This window comes from Adhaeribacter pallidiroseus (assembly GCF_003340495.1).
Taxonomy (GTDB): domain Bacteria; phylum Bacteroidota; class Bacteroidia; order Cytophagales; family Hymenobacteraceae; genus Adhaeribacter; species Adhaeribacter pallidiroseus.
The window spans coordinates 867,047-885,906 of sequence record NZ_QASA01000001.1 but is presented as its reverse complement, the minus strand read 5'-3'; the positions used below and the strand labels follow the sequence as shown (position 1 = coordinate 885,906).

Annotated in this window: 17 protein-coding genes; 4 read left to right on the top strand and 13 right to left on the bottom strand. The window is 42.4% G+C overall.

The window, feature by feature from the left end; genetic code table 11:
* Positions 1–20: 20 nt before the first annotated feature.
* On the top strand, positions 21–2,105 hold the full coding sequence (locus tag AHMF7616_RS03315; protein ID WP_115375441.1) for a VWA domain-containing protein: 2,085 nt from the start codon (positions 21–23) through the stop codon (positions 2,103–2,105).
* A gap of 277 nt (positions 2,106–2,382) precedes the next feature.
* The gene (locus AHMF7616_RS03310) at positions 2,383–3,051 is read left to right on the top strand and encodes an ABC transporter ATP-binding protein (RefSeq protein ID WP_115371589.1); all 669 of its coding nucleotides are present in this window, start codon (positions 2,383–2,385) and stop codon (positions 3,049–3,051) included.
* Here AHMF7616_RS03310 and pnuC read toward each other — a convergent pair whose 3' ends face one another.
* Genes pnuC through AHMF7616_RS03295 form a run of 3 tightly spaced genes read right to left on the bottom strand, consistent with a single transcriptional unit; the run spans position 3,052 to position 5,369 of the window.
* Positions 3,052–3,627, bottom strand: a complete 576-nt coding sequence (gene pnuC / locus AHMF7616_RS03305; protein WP_115371588.1) for a nicotinamide riboside transporter PnuC — start codon at positions 3,625–3,627, stop codon at positions 3,052–3,054.
* Between the two features lie 37 nt (positions 3,628–3,664).
* Positions 3,665–4,123, bottom strand: coding sequence for an SRPBCC family protein (locus AHMF7616_RS03300; RefSeq protein WP_115371587.1), 459 nt, complete (start codon positions 4,121–4,123; stop codon positions 3,665–3,667).
* Positions 4,124–4,136: 13 nt separating this feature from the next.
* Positions 4,137–5,369: a nucleoside recognition domain-containing protein gene (locus AHMF7616_RS03295; protein WP_115371586.1), complete on the bottom strand. Its 1,233-nt coding sequence runs from the start codon at positions 5,367–5,369 to the stop codon at positions 4,137–4,139.
* 319 nt (positions 5,370–5,688) lie between these two features.
* Here AHMF7616_RS03295 and AHMF7616_RS03290 point away from each other — a divergent pair, with 319 nt between their 5' ends.
* On the top strand, positions 5,689–7,014 hold the full coding sequence (locus tag AHMF7616_RS03290; RefSeq protein WP_158546086.1) for a D-alanyl-D-alanine carboxypeptidase/D-alanyl-D-alanine-endopeptidase: 1,326 nt from the start codon (positions 5,689–5,691) through the stop codon (positions 7,012–7,014).
* A gap of 24 nt (positions 7,015–7,038) precedes the next feature.
* Here AHMF7616_RS03290 and AHMF7616_RS03285 read toward each other — a convergent pair whose 3' ends face one another.
* The 6 genes from AHMF7616_RS03285 to recA all read right to left on the bottom strand — a co-directional run bounded on the left by AHMF7616_RS03285 (position 7,039) and on the right by recA (position 13,233).
* Complete coding sequence (locus tag AHMF7616_RS03285; protein WP_115371584.1) at positions 7,039–8,109, bottom strand: aminotransferase class I/II-fold pyridoxal phosphate-dependent enzyme; 1,071 nt, start codon at positions 8,107–8,109, stop codon at positions 7,039–7,041.
* A gap of 308 nt (positions 8,110–8,417) precedes the next feature.
* Complete coding sequence (locus AHMF7616_RS03280) at positions 8,418–9,131, bottom strand: RluA family pseudouridine synthase (RefSeq protein ID WP_115371583.1); 714 nt, start codon at positions 9,129–9,131, stop codon at positions 8,418–8,420.
* 168 nt (positions 9,132–9,299) lie between these two features.
* Positions 9,300–10,337, bottom strand: coding sequence for a sensor histidine kinase (locus tag AHMF7616_RS03275; protein WP_115371582.1), 1,038 nt, complete (start codon positions 10,335–10,337; stop codon positions 9,300–9,302).
* Between the two features lie 6 nt (positions 10,338–10,343).
* The gene (locus AHMF7616_RS03270) at positions 10,344–11,036 is read right to left on the bottom strand and encodes a response regulator transcription factor (RefSeq protein ID WP_233507307.1); all 693 of its coding nucleotides are present in this window, start codon (positions 11,034–11,036) and stop codon (positions 10,344–10,346) included.
* A gap of 205 nt (positions 11,037–11,241) precedes the next feature.
* Entirely contained in the window at positions 11,242–12,039 is a 798-nt protein-coding gene (locus tag AHMF7616_RS03265) for a DUF3108 domain-containing protein (protein WP_233507306.1), read from the bottom strand.
* A 159-nt stretch (positions 12,040–12,198) separates the two neighbouring features.
* A complete protein-coding gene (gene recA, locus AHMF7616_RS03260) occupies positions 12,199–13,233 on the bottom strand; it encodes a recombinase RecA (RefSeq protein ID WP_115371581.1) in 1,035 nt (344 codons plus the stop codon).
* A 161-nt stretch (positions 13,234–13,394) separates the two neighbouring features.
* Between recA and AHMF7616_RS03255 the strand changes: the two genes are divergently transcribed.
* On the top strand, positions 13,395–14,528 hold the full coding sequence (locus AHMF7616_RS03255; RefSeq protein WP_233507305.1) for a hypothetical protein: 1,134 nt from the start codon (positions 13,395–13,397) through the stop codon (positions 14,526–14,528).
* A gap of 328 nt (positions 14,529–14,856) precedes the next feature.
* Here the strand turns inward: AHMF7616_RS03255 and AHMF7616_RS03250 are convergent, their stop codons facing one another.
* From AHMF7616_RS03250 to AHMF7616_RS03235, 4 genes are all read right to left on the bottom strand, one after another.
* Positions 14,857–15,951 (bottom strand): SHOCT domain-containing protein, encoded by a 1,095-nt coding sequence (locus AHMF7616_RS03250; protein ID WP_115371580.1) that lies wholly within the window; start codon positions 15,949–15,951, stop codon positions 14,857–14,859.
* Positions 15,952–16,036: 85 nt separating this feature from the next.
* Positions 16,037–16,279: a hypothetical protein gene (locus AHMF7616_RS03245; protein WP_115371579.1), complete on the bottom strand. Its 243-nt coding sequence runs from the start codon at positions 16,277–16,279 to the stop codon at positions 16,037–16,039.
* Positions 16,280–16,389: 110 nt separating this feature from the next.
* Positions 16,390–16,950 (bottom strand): hypothetical protein, encoded by a 561-nt coding sequence (locus AHMF7616_RS03240; protein ID WP_115371578.1) that lies wholly within the window; start codon positions 16,948–16,950, stop codon positions 16,390–16,392.
* 102 nt (positions 16,951–17,052) lie between these two features.
* Positions 17,053–18,858, bottom strand: a complete 1,806-nt coding sequence (locus tag AHMF7616_RS03235; protein ID WP_115371577.1) for a MutS-related protein — start codon at positions 18,856–18,858, stop codon at positions 17,053–17,055.
* Between the last annotated feature and the right edge of the window lie 2 nt (positions 18,859–18,860).

Sequence of the window (18,860 nt, the reverse complement as noted above, 5' to 3'; positions counted from 1 at the left end):
GAATAACTAACAACCAAATTTTGAATCAATTTAAACTTTCGCTAACCTATTCGCCCTGGCTTATTGTTGTTTGCCTGCTACTGGGGGCGATTTATGCTTGGCTGTTGTATTCAAAAACAGCTACCTGGCCAAAATCCATAAATTATTTACTGGCGGGACTTAGGTTTGTAGTAGTCTCTTTTCTAACATTTTTGCTGCTGGGACCTTTTGTGCGGGCTATCACCAATACAACTCAGAAACCAACTTTGGTGCTGGCCATTGATAACTCAGAATCGGTTAAACTATTTACCCAACCTACTCTACTCAATTCTTTACTCGATCGTTTAGATCAGTTAAAAGCCTCCTTAGGCGATAAAGATTTGCAAATTGCGGTTCGTACGTTAAGTGGTCGCTCTAACACCAACGATAATTTAGCCAAACTGGCTTTTACCGCACCGGCTACCAACCTGGATCAACTGCTATCCGGGGTGCAGGAAGAATACGAAAGCCGTAACCTGGCTGGGGTGGTGTTACTATCAGATGGGATCATAAATCAAGGCAAGTCTCCTGCTTTTTCGGATTATAATTTTCGGTTGTTTCCGGTGGCAGTGGGCGATACCATTCCAAAGAAAGATTTAAGTATTCCGGCTTTATCGTATAATAAAGTAGCCTATAGCGGCAACCGCTTTCCTATAATTGCTGAAGTTAGTAACCAAGGCTTTACGGGCCAAACCGCCACCGTGCTGCTGCGCGAAAATAACAAAACGTTAGAGCGGAAAACAGTTAAACTTACTGATAAACCCGCCAACGTAGAATTTGCAGTAACAGCGGCCCAACCTGGTAAAAAACATTACGAAGTTGTACTGGAAGCCAAAAACGGTGAGTTCACCAAACTTAATAACCTGAAGCACGCTTATTTGGATATTGTAAAAGGAAAATTAAAAATTTTGCTGGCCGCAGCAACCCCACACCCCGATATTAAAGCCATTAAAAGCGCCATTGAAACCAACGAGAATTTTCAAACCGAACTTTATATTCCGGGCGTTTTTCCGTTAAAGGCTGCTACTAAATACGATTTAGTAATCTTGCACCAATTACCTTCCCGGTTAGGTACCGGTAACGAAGTTTTAGCATTAATCAAACAACAGAAAGTACCGGCTTTTTACATTATAGGAGCTCAAAGCGATTTAGCGGGCTTTAACCACCAAAATGCCGGGTTAGCCATTACCCGCAAAAGCAACCAGGTAGATGAAGTAGTGCCGGTATTTAATGTGAGTTTTACTAAATTTAAGGTTGATGCCTCGGCTCCGGAACGACTTTCTAAATACCCGCCGGCTGAAGCTCCTTTTGCTGATATTAAGCTAGCGCCAAACGCCGAAGTAATTTTGTCGCAGCAAATTGGAAAATTAAAAACTACCCGTCCTTTACTGATTGCGCAAGTTTCCGGCGAAACGCGCTCGGCTACTCTTCTGGCCGATGGCTCCTGGCAGTGGCGTTTAACCGAAGCCGCTAATTACGACAAACCAGATGTTTTCGATAAAATCATCGTGAGCACCGCCCAGCTTTTAACTTCGGCCAGCGATAAGAAACGCCTGAATGTATACCCGGTGCAAGATGAATATTTGGTGCACGACGACATCCGCTTTGAAGCTGAAACTTATAATTCTATTTACGAGAAAATTTACGGGCAAAAAATAACGTTAAAGTTAACCGACGAGAAAAACAAAGTGCGGTCTTTTTCTTTCGAAAACGGCGAAGGCTTTTCGGGTTTAAACATTGGCAATTTACCCGGTGGCGTATATAAATACGAAGGCTCCGCTACCCACGATGGCCGTTTGTACCGCGACCGCGGTGAGTTTGTAGTACAAGATGTGCAACTGGAAGCCGTAGCCTCTTTAGCCGATTTAAACTTATTGCACCAGGCTGCTCAAAAATCCGATTCCCGGGTATATTATCCCCATCAAATTGATCAGCTGGAAAAAGATATTTTAAAAGCCGACTTTAAAAACGTGATTTACTCTTCGGAGAACATTCAGGAGTTAATTAATCAAAAATGGCTTTTCTTTATTCTGCTGGCTTTTATAACCGTCGAATGGCTGATTAGGAAGTATAACGGCGCTGTTTGATATTCACCCTTCGTTTTCTTTTAATATTTACTCCAAAACTAAATTCTTCCTTTTGATAGGCGCCTAGTAGCGACGCAGTAAAAGTTTATTATGCTGCATTGCGGCATATTAGGCTTCGTAAAATTAAAAAATTTAAAAAATGCTTCTAAACTGGTTTAATTTAGAGGAATTACGGTAAGAGGCAGAACTTTCTAATTTATAGGCTGCCTTCTTCTTTTAGTATTAATACATTTCAAAAATATCTGTACCTTAAGACCCGCTAAAACTAACGCCAATTATGATATCCTTACGCAATATTGAAAAGTATTACACTTCCGGTTTTTCCCGTGCGTACGTGCTTCGGCACATCAATTTAGAAGTACAGGAAGGCGAATTTATTTCTATTATGGGTCCATCCGGGTCGGGCAAATCTACTTTGCTAAATATTATCGGGTTACTGGAGCAACCCTCCGACGGCGAATATTTTTTCCTGGACAAACCGGTGCATAAAATTAAAGATTCGGAGAAAAGCGAGCTGCATAAAAATTTTATTGGTTTTGTTTTTCAGAGTTATCACCTTATCGATGAGTTAACGGTGTACGAAAACATCGAAACGCCGCTGTTATACAAAAACATGAAATCGTCGGAGCGCAAATCGCTGGTAGCCGATATTCTGGACCGTTTTCAAATTGTGGGTAAAAAAGATTTGTTTCCGCACCAGCTTTCGGGTGGGCAGCAGCAGTTGGTGGGTATTGCCCGGGCCGTAGTAGCCACACCCAAACTAATTTTAGCCGATGAACCTACCGGTAATTTAAACTCGCGGCAAGGCGAAGAAATAATGGAGCTTTTTAAACGGTTAAACCAGGAAGGTACCACCATTATTCAGGTAACGCACTCCGAAAAAAATGCGACCTACGGCACCCGAATTTTGAATTTATTAGATGGCCGTATCGAACAAAATAGTTAATCAGGCAGGCTGGGCCACTCGAAAGGCCCGCCGCCATTTTATATAACCATCGGTAGCCAAAATCAGAAATACAAAATATAAACCGGCTAGCAAGTAAAGTTCTTTGTACAGATAAATGCCCACGTAAACCGAATCCACGAGGAGCCATACCAGCCAATTTTCTAATTTTTTGCGCGCCATCATCCAGTAACCGGCCAAACTTATCCCAGTAGTAGCTGAATCGGTGTACGAAAGATCGGCATTCGTGAAATGGGTTAAAAAGTAGCCCAAAGCTCCGGTAAAAAATAAGGAAAAAGCCAGCAAACTTAGCCATTGCAACGGCTGGGTACGGGTAACCGGCAACTCTTCGCGGGTATTATCCGGGTTGGCATAAAGCCAGGCGTACCACCCGTAGCCACTGGTAATAAAGTAAAAAATATTTAACCCCACATCGGCGTACAAACGGGCATCGTAACACACGTATATTAACATAAGGGTACTGAGCATGCCCATCGGCCAGGTCCAGATATTTTCCCGTGCCGCCAACCACACGCCCGCCACTCCGGTTACTGTTCCTACAATTTCGTAAAAAGTCATTTTTCTATTAGTACCGGAAATACCCCTTTTTTAAATATTATGGTAATTGGCTTTCAGCAGTTTCTTTTATTACCTGATTGCGCTTTATCAACAAATTATGCATGTAGCGAGTTAGAAACAAAGTATTCGCCAGCCTTCCAAGAATACTTAAAGGTGATTCAAAATGGAATATATCTTTCATTATTGTACCTTCATCAGCCGTTTCAAAATAGTGTTCGTGCCGAAAGAAACGAAATGCACCGGCAACCATTTCATCTACAAAATATTCCGGGTATTTAAACTCGGTAATTTTAGTGGTTAAATTTTGCCAGACGCATAAGTGTTTAGCTCTCCAGGTCACCGTCTCATTTAATTCTATAAGGCCGCTGGTTCTGCCAGCAACAGCTTTTTCCCTCGTATGTTCTGTTGATTTAATGTGTAAGTCAATGCTGCGTGACAGATTAAAACAAACCTCTTTTGGTGCTTGAATATTTGTTTGCAGTTGGATTATTGGCATTTTCTCCTATTCTTTAATGAAAAAACAAGTAGCTCATTAAAATGGCAATTATAACGCCGGCCAAATCGGCCAGTAATCCGCATGCGGCAGCGTAACGGGTTTTCCGGATTCCTACTGAACCAAAATAAACCGCCAGGATATAAAAAGTAGTTTCGGTGCCTCCTTGAATGGTGCAGGCTACCCGGCCTACAAAGGAATCGGCGCCATAGGTTTTCATAACGTCCAGCATCAGGCCGCGGGCGCCGCTGCCGCTGAGGGGTTTCATAAAAGCTACGGGCAAAGCGGGCACAAATTCGGTGTTAAAGCCAAGCTGCGCAAAAATCCAGGCTATGCCGTTTACCAGCATATCCAAAGCGCCCGAAGCCCGGAAAACGCCGATGGCCACCAGAATAGCAACCAAATACGGAATAATATTAATGGCCACCTGAAACCCTTCCTTGGCGCCTTCAATAAAAGCATCGTACACGTTTATTTTTCTAATTAACGCCAGCGTTATAAAAGCCACGAACAGCCCGAACAAGATTAAATTACTGGCTACCCGCGAGATTATTGCAATTTGCTCCTGCGGGATGGTAGAGAAGTAATAAATAAGCGCGCCCAGAAAAAAGCTGATGGTACCGATGTAAGCAAAAATAACTTTATCGAATAAATTAATGCGTTGGTAAATGGCCACCGTAATCAACCCAATTAAGGCACCCAAAAAAGTAGTAATTAGCGCAGGTAAAAAAATATCGGAGGGATCTTTAGCGCCCATTTGCGCCCGGAACACCATTACGCTAATAGGAATAATCGTTAATCCGGCGGTGTTTAGCACCAGAAACATAATCTGCGGGTTGCTGGCCGTATCTTTTACCGAGTTTAACTCCTGCAATTCCTTCATGGCTTTGAGGCCTAAGGGAGTAGCCGCATTATCCAGACCCAGCATAGTCGCCGAAAAGTTCATGAGAATGGAACCGAACACCGGGTGATTTTTCGGTAAATCCGGAAAAAGCCGGTTAAAGAATGGACCTACCAGGCGGGCAAAGATGGCAATTACGCCGGCATTTTCGCCTATTTTCATCAAGCCCAAAAATAAAGTCATGACGCCCGTTAAACCCAGCGAAATTTCGAAACCGGTTTTGGCCATATCGAACATGCTGGTTACCAAAGCGGCAAAAATTTCCGTATCCTGGAAAAAAATTAATTTAAAAAGGGCAATCGCAAAGGCAATAAGAAAAAAAGCAATCCAGAGGTAATTTAAAACCATATACGGGCAATCCGGTAAGACTTACAGAATACGAGCCAATATACAGCTTATGCTGTAAAGTTGAGGTACTAGATGAGAAGTTTATACTGGTCATAATTTACCACCATAATTAGAGTATAGCTTCCTAAAAATTTAAAAATAAGGTGCTAGGCACTCAGCTTTAGGCTGTTTTTTTAAATTTTCAGCTAATTTAAAGCATAATGCTTTTACTTCGCGCTTACACTTGCATTCCAAAACTTTCATGATACAACTTATATTTAATTTACATAACCTTAAATCATCCTCATTTTATGTTGTATCTCACTGTCTATTTTTCTTATTGCTTTTAACAGGTGCTTGCCAAACAACTAAGCCCGTAGCTACTTCTGCCCCTAAAGCGGCAATACCAACCGCGTCGGCTAATCCAACCTGGAATCAGATAAAAGCGCAAGTGGAGCAATCACCGGTTTTTGCCCAGCATTTTACCGGTTTTGCTTTGTTCGACGTGGACTCTGGTAAGATGGTAGTGGAGCATAATGCGCATAAATATTTTACGCCTGCCTCAAATACTAAAATTTTAACTTTTTTCGCCGGCTTAAAAATTTTAAAAGATTCTATTCCGGCCTTGCGCTACCAGGTGCAACACGATTCGTTGTTTTTTTGGGGAACCGGCGACCCTACCCTGCTGCACCCGGATTTACAAAATAACCGCGTATGGCAATTTTTAAAAGCCAGACGGGAAAAATTGTTTTTCTCCGCGGCTAATTTTGCCGTAGAACCTTTGGGGCCGGGTTGGTCCTGGGACGATTATAATGATTATTATTCTGCGGAAAGAGCGGCGCTACCGGTTTACGGCAACATTGTGCGTTTTACCGGTAAGTTAGGTTCTTCGCAGGTACAAGTACAACCCCGGTATTTTCATAAGCAAGTAAAAAACAGCCTATTAGTTGAATCAAAGAACAATATTGTACTGCGGCAACCTGATAAAAATCAGTTTACTTTTTTCCCGAAACGGGTAACCAAAGATTTTATAGTGGATGTGCCTATCAAGCTTTCGCCGGAGCTAACTACCAGATTGTTAAGCGATACATTACAAAAAACCGTAAAATTAATTAACAAACGGTTGCCGCTAACGGCACGCACATTGTACGTTACCCCCGTAGATACGCTTTACAAACGCATGATGCAGGAAAGTGACAACATGTTTGCCGAACATCTATTACTTCTTTGTTCAGCCACAATTTTTGATTCTCTGAATACTTCGCTGATTATAAACCATGTTAAGAAAACGTACTTAACGGATTTGCCTGATCCGCCAAATTGGGTAGATGGCTCGGGTTTGTCGCGGTTTAATTTATGTACGCCGCGTAGTCTGGTAGCTTTGTGGTTAAAAATTTACCAGGAAGTGCCCCGCGAACGGCTATTTTCGTTGTTAACCATTGGGGGTAAAACCGGCACCCTGAAAAGATTTTATCAATCCGAGATACCTTTTGTATTTGGTAAAACCGGTTCGCTGAGTAACAATTATAGCCAAAGTGGATTTATTACAAGTAAAAGTGGTAAAACGTACATTTTTGCTTTAATGAATAACAACTATACCCGGCCATCAGCAGAGATCCAACTGGAAATGGAGCGCATCGTGACGCAAATTCACCTGAATTTTTAAAAAATTTAAAATTTTACTGTTTTTCTAACTAACAGAAGAACAATAATCATTTATAGCTCCGGCAAGTTCTTTCAAGTCTTCCGGGGTGTGCAAACTGTTAAGGACAATCCGGGTTATGGGGGAATCGGTGGGTGTGGGATAAGAGAAATGCGAGATCAGGATTTTCTGCTCCAGGAGAAAATAATACAGTTGATTTTGCTTCGTATAAAAAATGGGGTAACCGGGAAAAAACGAAAACAAAGCAGGCTGGTGCAATAAGCTGGTGAAATAGCCAATATTTTCCTGTAAGCGCTGGCGGGCTAGCTGGTAGAGGTGTTCTCCTTGTATAAATGCCGTTAAATAAGCCGGAATAGCCGGTGATCCGCCGCCGAAAAATGCCTGTTTTTTTAAATTTTCCAATAATCGAGCATTGCTCAAAATAACTCCTCCCGGAATACCCAACGCTTTGCCAAACGAACTTACCACTACAACCTGCACGTAGTCTGGCAAGGGCGGCAGCATGGTTATTATTCCGGTGCCGTTCACTCCGGTTAAACCAAAACCATGCGAATCATCAATAACAATGGTGTAGGTTTTAGCAGCCGATAGTTGCGTAATCCAGGCAAAAGAATACGCCTGGGCAGTTAAGGCATCGAGCGAATTAGTTAATATAACTATGTTTGAATCCGGTACTTCACTAGTTAGGGTTGCTATTCTTTCGGCCCAATCTGTATAATGGCCTTGGTAACAATCTGTGGCAGTGCGCCATAATGCCGGATGCACCCGCGGACTATAAAAATATGCTCCCGTTCCATCCAAGGATTTTACAACCATCTGCCCAGCCAGTAAACCCGACGAAACCGTTAGAGCTGCTTCTGCTTTGGTCCGGGTTGCCAGGTAATTTTCAACCTCAGCGTAAATCTTTAACTGTACATTCGATAGCCGGGAACTGGAGTAGTTGGTACCGTAATTTGCAAAGCCCGCCTGCACCAAATCTTGCAAGGCGTTATTACGGGCCATTCCCAGATAAGAAGTACCACTAAAATATAGGTAAGTAGCACTTTCGGTGATTAAAGTACGACCGGGCAACTCGGTAACTACGAATGAGTTTTCCAATCTGGTAAATAACAGTGGTAACACTAAGAATGCCGGTAAGTTTTTACCAGCTTTTCTTTTTGAAAGTAGCTATTTTTTTCACTTTTAAATTACTTCAAAAAAAATATTCTTTTTTCGTAAAAAAACAGTTTAGCCAGCCTGCAATCTGCCTTTCAAATTGACAAATTTTTAAAATTTCATAGGATTAGCAGTCTGTTAATCGTACCGTTGGCTGAGTAAATCATTTAAGGAGAAAAGCTGTCTGCTAAAAAACCAGAAAGGCTGCCTTAAGAGCAGCTTTTCTAATTTCAGAATTATATTTTTCCATTTCAGGCATACTGTTGCAAGGTTTTAACCAGCACCTGAAAATCCTTCGGGTAAGGAGCATTTACTTCTACAAATTCGCCGTTTAATAACGTAAAGCCAAGTTTGGTGGAGTGCAAAGCAAAGCGCTTAATAAAAGGCTGTTCTTCGGCGTCTTTTTTCAAATTAAACTTCCTTTTTAACTCCGATAAATACACGTGTTCGCCGCCGTACAATAAATCGCTCACAATAGGAGCATTCAGGTAAGCCAAATGTAACCGAATCTGGTGCATGCGGCCCGTAATAGGTTTACAGGCTACTAAAGTGTGTTTGGTATATTTTTCGAGGGTAGTGAAATACGTTTCGGCGGGTTTGCCTTTGTAAGCCAGTTTAGCCGTACCTTTTAAGCCGGGCTGAATAGACCGGTCAACCAATTGATCCTCGAACTGGTGCACGCCCCAAACTACCGCATGGTACAATTTTGCCACCTCCCGGTGTTCGAACTGCATCGATAAATGGCGGTAAGCTTCGTTATTTTTAGCCAAGGCCAAAGCGCCGGAAGTTTCTTTATCCAGCCGGTGGCAAGCTTGTACATCGGGGTTATACTGGCGGGCCAGCTTTAAAACATTGGTGGTATGCAACGCTCGGTCTTCGAGCGTTGCCAGAAAAGGAGGTTTATTTATCAGAATATAATCGTTGTTCTCAAATATAATTAAGTCTTTAAAAACCGGGTACTTCATATTTTAAATTTTACCGACAAACTATGGGGTACAGCACCCAGCCAAGTTTTGTTACGGCGTTTTCAGTTACAATTTATTTTAAGTACAAAAGTAACAGTTAGAACTGTACAAACAGTTTAATAATTTTAGGATAAGAAAGTTGCCGGGATTGTAGAATTTTAAAAATAATTAAACCTTGGGCTTTGATAATTTAAACTGCAATGAAGTACCCTTGCCCAATTGACTATTTACCAGAATGGCCGACCGGTGGGCTTCTAAGATATGTTTAGAAATGGCTAAACCTAAACCCGAGCCGCCACTTTCGCGGGAACGGCTCTTATCGATGCGGTAGAAACGCTCGAAAATACGATTTTGGTGTTCCTTGGCAATACCGGGACCATCGTCGGTTACCGATACCAATACTTTTCGTTTGCCATTTAGCAAGGCTACCCAAATATTACCGTTTTCACTACCGTATTTAATAGCGTTATCCATTAAGTTAATTAATACTTGCTTAATCCGGTTACGGTCGGCGTAAACCATAATGTGTTGGTGGCCATTTTGCTGCAGGTGCAACGTAATGTTCCGGGTGCGGGCTTTTAAATCCAGTTCATCAAACACTTCGCGGCAAAGCAGCAGCATATCCATGGGGCGTTTATTCATTTTAACCACGCCCTTTTCGAGTTGCGAAATACTAATTAAATCCTGCACCAAGGCATCTAAGCCATCCAGACTTTTAGCGGCTTTTTTTAAAAATTTATCGCGGACCCGTTCATCATCAATGGCTCCATCCAGCAACGTGTGGATAAAGCCTTGAGCCGCAAAAATCGGCGTTTTCAGCTCGTGGGATACATCGGCTAAAAATTCGCGCCGCAATACCTGTAAACGCTTTAACTCGTCTATTTCTTTTTGTTTTTGTTCGGCCATAAACAAAATTTCGTCCTTAATCCGTTGTAAAGGATCGGGCCGAAACAAAAACTTATTGCTCATTTTCCGGAATTCTTTGCGTTTGATGTGCTCGAGTCCGGCGTAAATGTTATTGATTTCTTTAAAAATTAAGATTTCAAAAGAAAAATAAATAAGTAAAAAGCAAGCCGAAAAAGCAATGGCCAATGTTAACACCCGCGTCCGGAAAGGCAGGTAAGGACCAAAGAATAAGCCCGCCAAAATAACAACGGCCACCGCTACAGAAATAAGAATAGCAATGGTGCGGGAAGAAATACCCATAAATGATTAATCGGTGTTAAACTTGTACCCGACGCCTTTAATGGTTTTAATATGATCTTCGCCAATTTTTTCGCGCACTTTCCGGATATGCACATCTACAGTGCGGGCAATTACATACACATCGGTGCCCCAAACGTTATTTAACAACTCTTCGCGGTTAAATACTTTGTTGGGCGTAGCCGCCAGGAACGACAGTAATTCAAATTCTTTTTTCGGAAGAGTAATTTTTTCGTCGTTCTTAAAAACCGAAAAACTGGTGCGATCGATGCGGATATTACCAATCTGAATCACTTTATGCTCCTCACCGGTTGCCTGGTTATCGCGCCGGACGTGAGCCGCCAAACGACTGATTAAAGCCCGGGGTTTAATGGGTTTGGTGATAAAATCGTCGGCGCCCGCATCAAAGGCGGCAATTTCCGAGAATTCTTCGGAGCGGGCCGTTAAAAACAAGATGTACGTTTCCCGGAATTCCGGTTTTTCGCGTAACTGCCGGCACGCCGAAATACCATCCATTACCGGCATCATTACGTCCATCAAAATAATATCCGGGTTAAATTTAATAGCTACCTCCAAAGCTTCTTTCCCGTTTTCGGCGGTAGTTACCTCGTAGCCTTCTTTTTCTAAATTGTATTGCAACAATTCGGTTATGTCCGGATCATCGTCCACTACCATTACCTTGTACTGATTTGTATTCTGCACGTTTTTATTGGTTAAGTAAGTACTAATTTCAACAAGTGGGCGGTGAGAATAATTTTAAATTTTACAATAGTAGTCTCTGATTGTAAAACAAAGATACAGGAATTCGCTGATTATAGTAGCAAGCGGTTAAGTTCTTCTACTTTGCTTTAATATTCCGGAAGGCATGTACATAAAAAAAGACGATTCGTTAGATCGTCTTTTTTGGTTAATATCCTTTTGCCAGGTTTAAACGGTGTTTTAAACCGCTGTATTCGTATAAGTCAACCTTAACGGCGCCGACTAATAAATCGGCTTTAATCATAACCGGAATTTTATTTCTATCATCGGATAAATAAACGCTTACCGAACTTTCGCCGGCGAACAAATCAGTATCCGGCATTTTGGGTACCAGCTTAAAGGCTTTAAAGGTGCCGGCTTTGGTATCTACGGTTTCCCGACCTTTATAAACCACCTGCATGTCGTAAATTTTTTTGTAGAAATAACCTTTCATCCGGATCACATCACCAACCTTGTACCGATCAAAATTTATAGTGCGCAGGTAATAAAAACCACTTACCACATCTTGCACCCGATCCGGAATTTTTAAATTTAAGGTCTGCTTGGTTTCCACCAAAGCCATGTGGTTTTTATGATCAAAGGTAACATTCTCTTTTTTGCGGTATTTCCCTTCTTCCACGTTCCGGTGGTATTTTTGCGGCACAACTAAGCTCGTATCAATAAACGAACGCCAGGTATCGCGAATGCGCAGGAAAAAATCAAAAGATCCTACCGTTTTACCGAACACATTGGCCCGGTAGCACGGCCGGTCGTTTACCCGGTGAATTTCGGGCGCTATTTCTATTTCGGCTTCGGCGGCGTTAATTAATCCATAATGCACTTTATATTTTAAAACTTCACCCGTTGCAAAACTGGGGCGATCTGCGGAAGGTTCAATAGGCTGCTGCACCACAAAGCCCGAGATAATCAAGAACATGGTGGCTAGGGCCAGATAAAATTTGTTCATAGAAAACAGCGTATCATGTACCAGTATTCATCAACTAGTGTACCAACAAATTAAAGTAAAGGTATAACGAATTTTGCATGTTCGTATTGGTTCTCTTACTTAAAACATAAAAAAAGGTGCCTGTTCGGGCACCTTTTACTTTAAATACAATTAAAACAATTATTCATTATCCATTAAAGCGGCGGCTACTTTCTCGGGCTCACCTTTAATCATGTTCCGGATTTTGGTTTCAATTTCATCCATCAAACCTTCGTTATCCAGCAGTAAATTCTTCACGGCATCGCGGCCCTGACCTAGTTTCTCGCCATTATAGGAGAACCAGGAACCTGATTTCTGAATAATGCTTAACTCCACGCCTAAGTCCAGGATTTCGCCTACTTTAGAGATTCCTTCGCCGTACATAATGTCAAACTCCACTACTTTAAACGGAGGCGCTACTTTGTTTTTAACTACTTTTACTTTGGTACGGTTACCGGTTACATTATCGGCACCTTCTTTAATCTGGCCAATCCGACGGATATCTAAACGTACCGAAGCATAAAATTTAAGCGCGTTACCACCGGTAGTTGTTTCGGGGTTACCGAACATAACCCCAATTTTCTCGCGTAACTGGTTAATAAAAATACAGCAGCAGCCGGTTTTGTTAATAGTACCGGTTAATTTACGCAAGGCCTGGCTCATTAAACGGGCTTGTAAACCCATTTTGCTATCGCCCATATCGCCTTCCAGTTCACCTTTTGGTACCAAAGCAGCTACGGAGTCAATCACAATAATATCAATGGCGCCGGAAGAAATTAAATGGTCAGCAATCTCCAGGGCTTGCTCGCCATTGTCGGGTTGCGAAATTAATAGGTTAGTTGTATCGATGCCCAGTTTTTCGGCATAAGCCCGGTCAAAGGCGTGCTCGGCATCAATAAAAGCCGCTAAACCACCTTTTTTCTGCGCTTCGGCAATACAGTGTAAGGTTAAGGTTGTTTTACCAGACGATTCCGGGCCGTAAATTTCTACAACGCGGCCCCGGGGCAAGCCCCCGATACCCAAAGCAATGTCCAGTCCAAGCGAGCCCGTGGAGATAGCCGGAATATCTTCTACTTTATTATCGCTCAATCTCATAACAGTACCTTTGCCATAGGTTTTGTCGAGCTTGTCCATGGTTAACTGGAGAGCTTTTAATTTTTCGTTGTTTGCACTCATGTCAGTGGTTTTAATAATTGCTTATTTTTAGGTGAAATTACATTTTTTTGCACCAACTTGCAAGCATTATAAAGGGTATTTACGCCCACTCATACGCCACAAATAAGGTCAAATTTAAACAGATTACGGGTGCTTTTTGTGCCATTTAGCCGGGTTATTTTATGCCGAAATACCAGTTATTTTCGCTCTTGTTCAGCCTGCTGATTACCAGCAAACTACAAGCCCAATTAGATAATACCGCCCTGGAATACCGCTTAACCGTTAAACCGGAATACAACCAGGATTTTCGGATTGGTTTGAATGCCTTTGGCTTTACGCGCAATAACGAGTACTTCAACGACATTGCCGATGGTTATACCTTATTCGGTTACCATCTGAATCCGAAACTGGTGTATTTTCCGGCCGAGTTTGTGCGCCTGGAAGCCGGCGTTTTTCTGTGGCAGGATTTCGGCAATAACCAGTTCACGCAAATACGGCCTACTTTTACTTTAAAAGTTCAGAAGAAGAATTATTCCTTGTTGTTCGGAAACCTGGAAGGAAATCTGAACCACGGTTACATTGAACCGCTTTACGATTTTGAAAAAGTAATTAACGATAACCTGGAAACCGGCGTGCAGTTTTTGTTAACCCGCGAGCGCACCAAACTGGATGCCTACATCGACTGGGAACGCATGATTTACCCGCGCGATCCCTTCCGGGAGGAAATTGCCGGCGGTTTAATATTTGAACATACGGCCTGGCAAACCGAAAATGGCTGGCGCTTAGGTTTACCAATTCAGTTTACGGCCCAGCATAAAGGCGGCCAGATTGATTCCAGCGACTTGCCTTTGCTAACCGTTTTTAACGGCGCTACAGGTTTTAACCTGGAGAAGAAATTACCGGGGCGTTTCTGGCAAGGCGTTTATACTAAAAATTACTACGTTGTTAATAAAGAATTCTCGAACGTACCCCAATTAGCTTTTGAACAAGGACACGGCTTATACCTGAATGCTGGCGTTAAAACCAGATTAGCCAACGTAATGCTGAGCTATTGGCAAGGGAAAAATTACGTAGCCGAAAAAGGCGGGCGTTTGTTCCAATCGGCTACTACTTCGTTTTTGCACCCGGGCTACCAGGAACCGGATCGGAAATTGCTGATTTTACGGTTTTTGACGGATGTAAAACTGCTGGATAATTTATTCCTGACTTTGCGATTGGAGCCAATCTACGATTTTCAGAATCCGGCATTCGAGTTTTCGAATGGTTTTTACATTCATTACTACACGGATTTGTTTGTTAGTAAGGTAAAGCAGTAGTTTTTTTAAATTTTCTAAAATTTGATGTTGTTTCAACAATCAATGCTGTAGGATCTTTACTCAATTCTTCCAGCTCCAGATTAACAAAAATCTTAGGATAAGGAAATCCAAAATAAAGCTATGTTGAGATTGCCATAAAAATTATCCGTCATCATGTATGGTTTTTACCAAGGGGTACGGGTTAGTTTTACTGACAAACTCAACATGGCTTAAGGATGGTTGCAGGAAGATTCCTGAGCTACATATTTTAACTACTGATCCAGATGTTACTTTCTAATGGATCAGAAATTACTTCGGTGTCTTACTTCATTTACTAAAACGATATCTGCTATTGCTCCTCTGTGATAAACCGGTTTTCCAATAACTGTTCTTGCCGGAAATAGGTAATTTTAAAATCCGGGTTAAACTTTACGCGCACGGCAGCTTTAGTTTCCTGTTTTTGATTTTTAGACTTCCGGAACGCCGATCCGTTTTCGAGATAGGTTAGTTCGTAGCTGTTATTGCCCGCATTCACTACGGTTAAAGAACCTTCCTGAATGCTGCTTTTTCCATCTATAAATTCGGGAAAATGGTACGTGTTAATGTTCTCGTTTATGGCAACCGGAGTAGTATTGGACAAGGTATAGTACCGTTCTACCTGCGGGGCAAAGTAATTACCGGCTTCAAATGGAGCAGCTTCCATATCGGCGTAATAGGCGTTTAGCTGCTGCTGCGCTTTGCGGATAATTTCGTCTTTATCGGTAATTAAGTTAGTGGCTGCGGTACCAGAAGCTTCGGGGCTTGGTTCAGCAGTAGTAACGATTGGGTCTGCTGCCGGCGCATTTGTAGTGGGTACAGAATCCGGGTTCGCCATGGGAATACGATCCGAACGCATTAAGGAAGTGTCGGTTGTTTGCGCCGGATTTTCTTCGGCACCAGGTCCGGTTGGTATTTCTTCTTCGGTTTGCGGACCTGATATACTGGTTAATCGCTCGGAAGTAGGTTTATTTAAAAATTGGTAGGCCAGTAAACCTAACAATAACAACCCCCCCAGAATGGCTAACGAAATTAAAAGCCAATCTTTTTGGGGTGCGGGTCTTACGCCGGCTACCGATTCCTCTTCTTCGTAAAAGTTACTTTGGTCGGTTAGTGGTGGTTCGGCTACCGGCGGCTCCGGGGTAATTGGTTCAGGTGCAATTGATTCTGAAACAATTGGTTCTGTTATCTGCGACCCAGTTGGGTAAATTATTTTGGATTCAATGGGGTTTACCGATGCGGGTGAATCAGATCTTACCGGTTCGGCAGTCCGCGTTTCAGATGCTGCCGGGCCGCCAAAAATAATTCGTTTTTTTAAAGCCTCGTACTCTTCCGAAGTTATTGCGCCCGAATCCAACAATGTTTTAAGTTCGTGCAGGGATCGGATGGTGGAATTTTCGTGGTCCATATTTTTAAATTTTCAGCTTGGTCTATACGCTAATACGAATTTCCTAAAGACAAAGGTGCTTAGCCTCTATAATAAACCGTTATCCTTATTCTATCCGCTCTAGCGCCAGCATTAAATTATGATGCATCTGCTGAAACAAGCCTACTGCTTCGTTTATAAAGGTTTCGTCTAATAGTTGCTTGATGGCTTCATCGGTAGCGACTTCCATCTCGCTTATTTTGTAGGTTTGTTCGTATGGCCCTCGTTCCAGCTTAATCAGGTATTTTCCGTTCCAGGCAAAAACGGTTATTTTAACCGCTGCATGCGGAATTTCGGCAACTACGCGCATAGTATTTTGTTTTAAGTTATACGTTATAGGTAGTAAGTTCGGAATTAGATTAATGCATCACTTAAATCGTAATACATGATACTCAATACCTGATACTTGATATCTGATCTCTACCAGAATTGCTCGATGGTTTTCAGGCGGTTACGCTGGTTTATTTTATAAGTTCGGTTACGGCTGGTGCTGGTTAATATTTGTCCGGCCACCACTGCGCTGGCCGTGTAGGTTAAAAAGGTAAGCGTGTTTTCGCCGGGCTCTACGTCTAACAAATAATTACCCCCTCCTACTACCGTAAACAATAGCCCACCACTTTTTAAAAGTCGTCCTAAAAACTGCAGCCCCGAGGATACCGGGCTGGTATTCGTTAACCGTATTTTCCGGATATCGCGCAAAGGAATTTCGGTATCCCACATGACTAACGAGTTTTTTTTAATATCGGTAATCTGACCGGAGTAAGTTCTTTTTTCGTCGACCAGCTTAAAAGTAATTTTGTTGCCCGTAAAAAACCGGATACGGCTTATTTTACCCGGTTTATCCAGCGCCAGGAAATATTTGGGAGCAGCCGGCACTTTGTTTTCAGCAGAATTTATTTGAGTGGAATCTGCGGTTTGGCTAAAGCAGGTAAAAGCACCAACGGGCAAAATAAAAGCGAGTACTAGTAAAAATTTAACCATACCGTTTTCGGGTAAAATTATTGTTAACCATTCTGGTTAACGGATGTAATTAGCAAGAGTAAGGTTGCCTCCTTTTTCATACCCATTCAACTAAACCAAGGCTTACTCCATCCGGATACCCATGAGTTGCATTAATTTACTGGCGTTAAAACTATTACATACGCCCGGGTGTAACTTGTAATCAAACAATATTTTATCTTCTTCAATGGTACTGTTAAACGAGTAATTTTGAATATAATCTGAATTTTGCTGGGCCATGTTTCCTAATTCCAGGTCGTGGGTGGATACCAAACCGGAAGCACTTTGCTCGTGCAATTGTCGGATTAAGGCTTGTGCACCTAAATGGCGGTCGCGGGAGTTGGTACCTTTCAGAATTTCATCCAGAAAGTAATATACCGGCGTGCCGCTAGTCGTAACATCCAGCAGCATTTTTAAACGTTTTAATTCGGCGTAAAACGATGAAGTACTTTCGGCCAGGTTATCTTCGGTGCGCATAGCGGTGTATACCTGGGCCGGGTAAGCCCGCAATCGACGGGCACTTACCGCCGACCCTGCAAAAGCCAATACCAAGTTAATAGCCACCGTACGCAAAAAAGTACTTTTACCCGACATGTTAGACCCCGTAATGATTAAGGTTTGGCCGGCGCCCTGCATCCTGAAGTTATTCGTTACCCGGTTTTTTAAAAAAATAAGCGGATGCCCCAGTTCAGTAGCCTCTACTTCAAATGGCTGTTTACTGATTTCGGGTAAAGTATAATCCGGATTGGCAAATTGAAAAGCCGCTAAACTAGCGAGCGTTTCCATTTCGGCTACGGCCAGCAACACAGGCTCCAGGTTGGCGGCCATATTTTTTTTCCATTTTTCGAGGCGGTACATCCAGTAGTAATCCCACATGAGGGTACCATTCAGGAGAATATTCATGTACACATTGAGCCGCGCCGAAATGTATTGAATAATAGCCGCGAGTTCGTTTAAATAACCCGATGCCGTTTTAAGTTTGATTTGTAGTTGCTGCTGTAGTGCCTGAAGTCTTGTGGATGTAAAGGAATGCGTTTCAATCTGAGCCAGGAGGGCGGTGTAACTTTTAAGCACTTCGTACATGCCGCTGCTTTGTTCGTAATACTGCTCCCGGAATATAGCATAACGGGCATTTAAGATGTATTGCACCAGCATAAAACCAAGTATCGGATAAGACGGCGCATCCTCCACAAACCACCAATAAAAAATGCTGCCTACGGTTAAAATAGGCAAGACAAACAGCAAAACTTTTAACCAGGCTTTATTCCGGAAAAAGTCGGGAGCGTGCAGCCACTCGAAGAACAAGTTAGAATTTTGCTTATCGTGTTTGTAATGCATGGCTTTTGCCTGCAGCTCTTGCCGCCACGACAGTTGCGAGGTTAATTCTGCCACAGCTTCCTGTCGCTCTAATATTACCGTTTCCTGAGCCGGGTGTTTTAACCAATCCGCCAACTTATCTTTCCCGATAGAAGTTACTGCCCGGTTAAGTAGCTGAAACAAGGAGTGTTTGCCAAAAATATCTAAATCTGAGGTGTATAAATGCTGCGAATTAGCATAACGTTCGCCACTATCAAAGCTTAAAAGTTTACCCTGGAGGCGTTCGGTCTCGTCCGCATTAATTTTTTTTAAAAATTCGTGATGAAACTGGCGATAACGCAAACGCTGGTGCCATCGCATTACCACTAAAAAAAGGACGTAAAAAGCCATCACTGCTATCCAGGCAACCGAAGTTAAATCTTGCCGGAAAAAGTAAACTACACTACCTACACCGGCTAAAAAGATAAATAACCGCAACCAACCTACCTGGCTGCACTTTTGGCGATAATGTTGTTCTTGTTGCCGGTTTTCTTCGGTAAGTTTTTGAAATATTTCGGAAGGAGTTGGCTGCATGC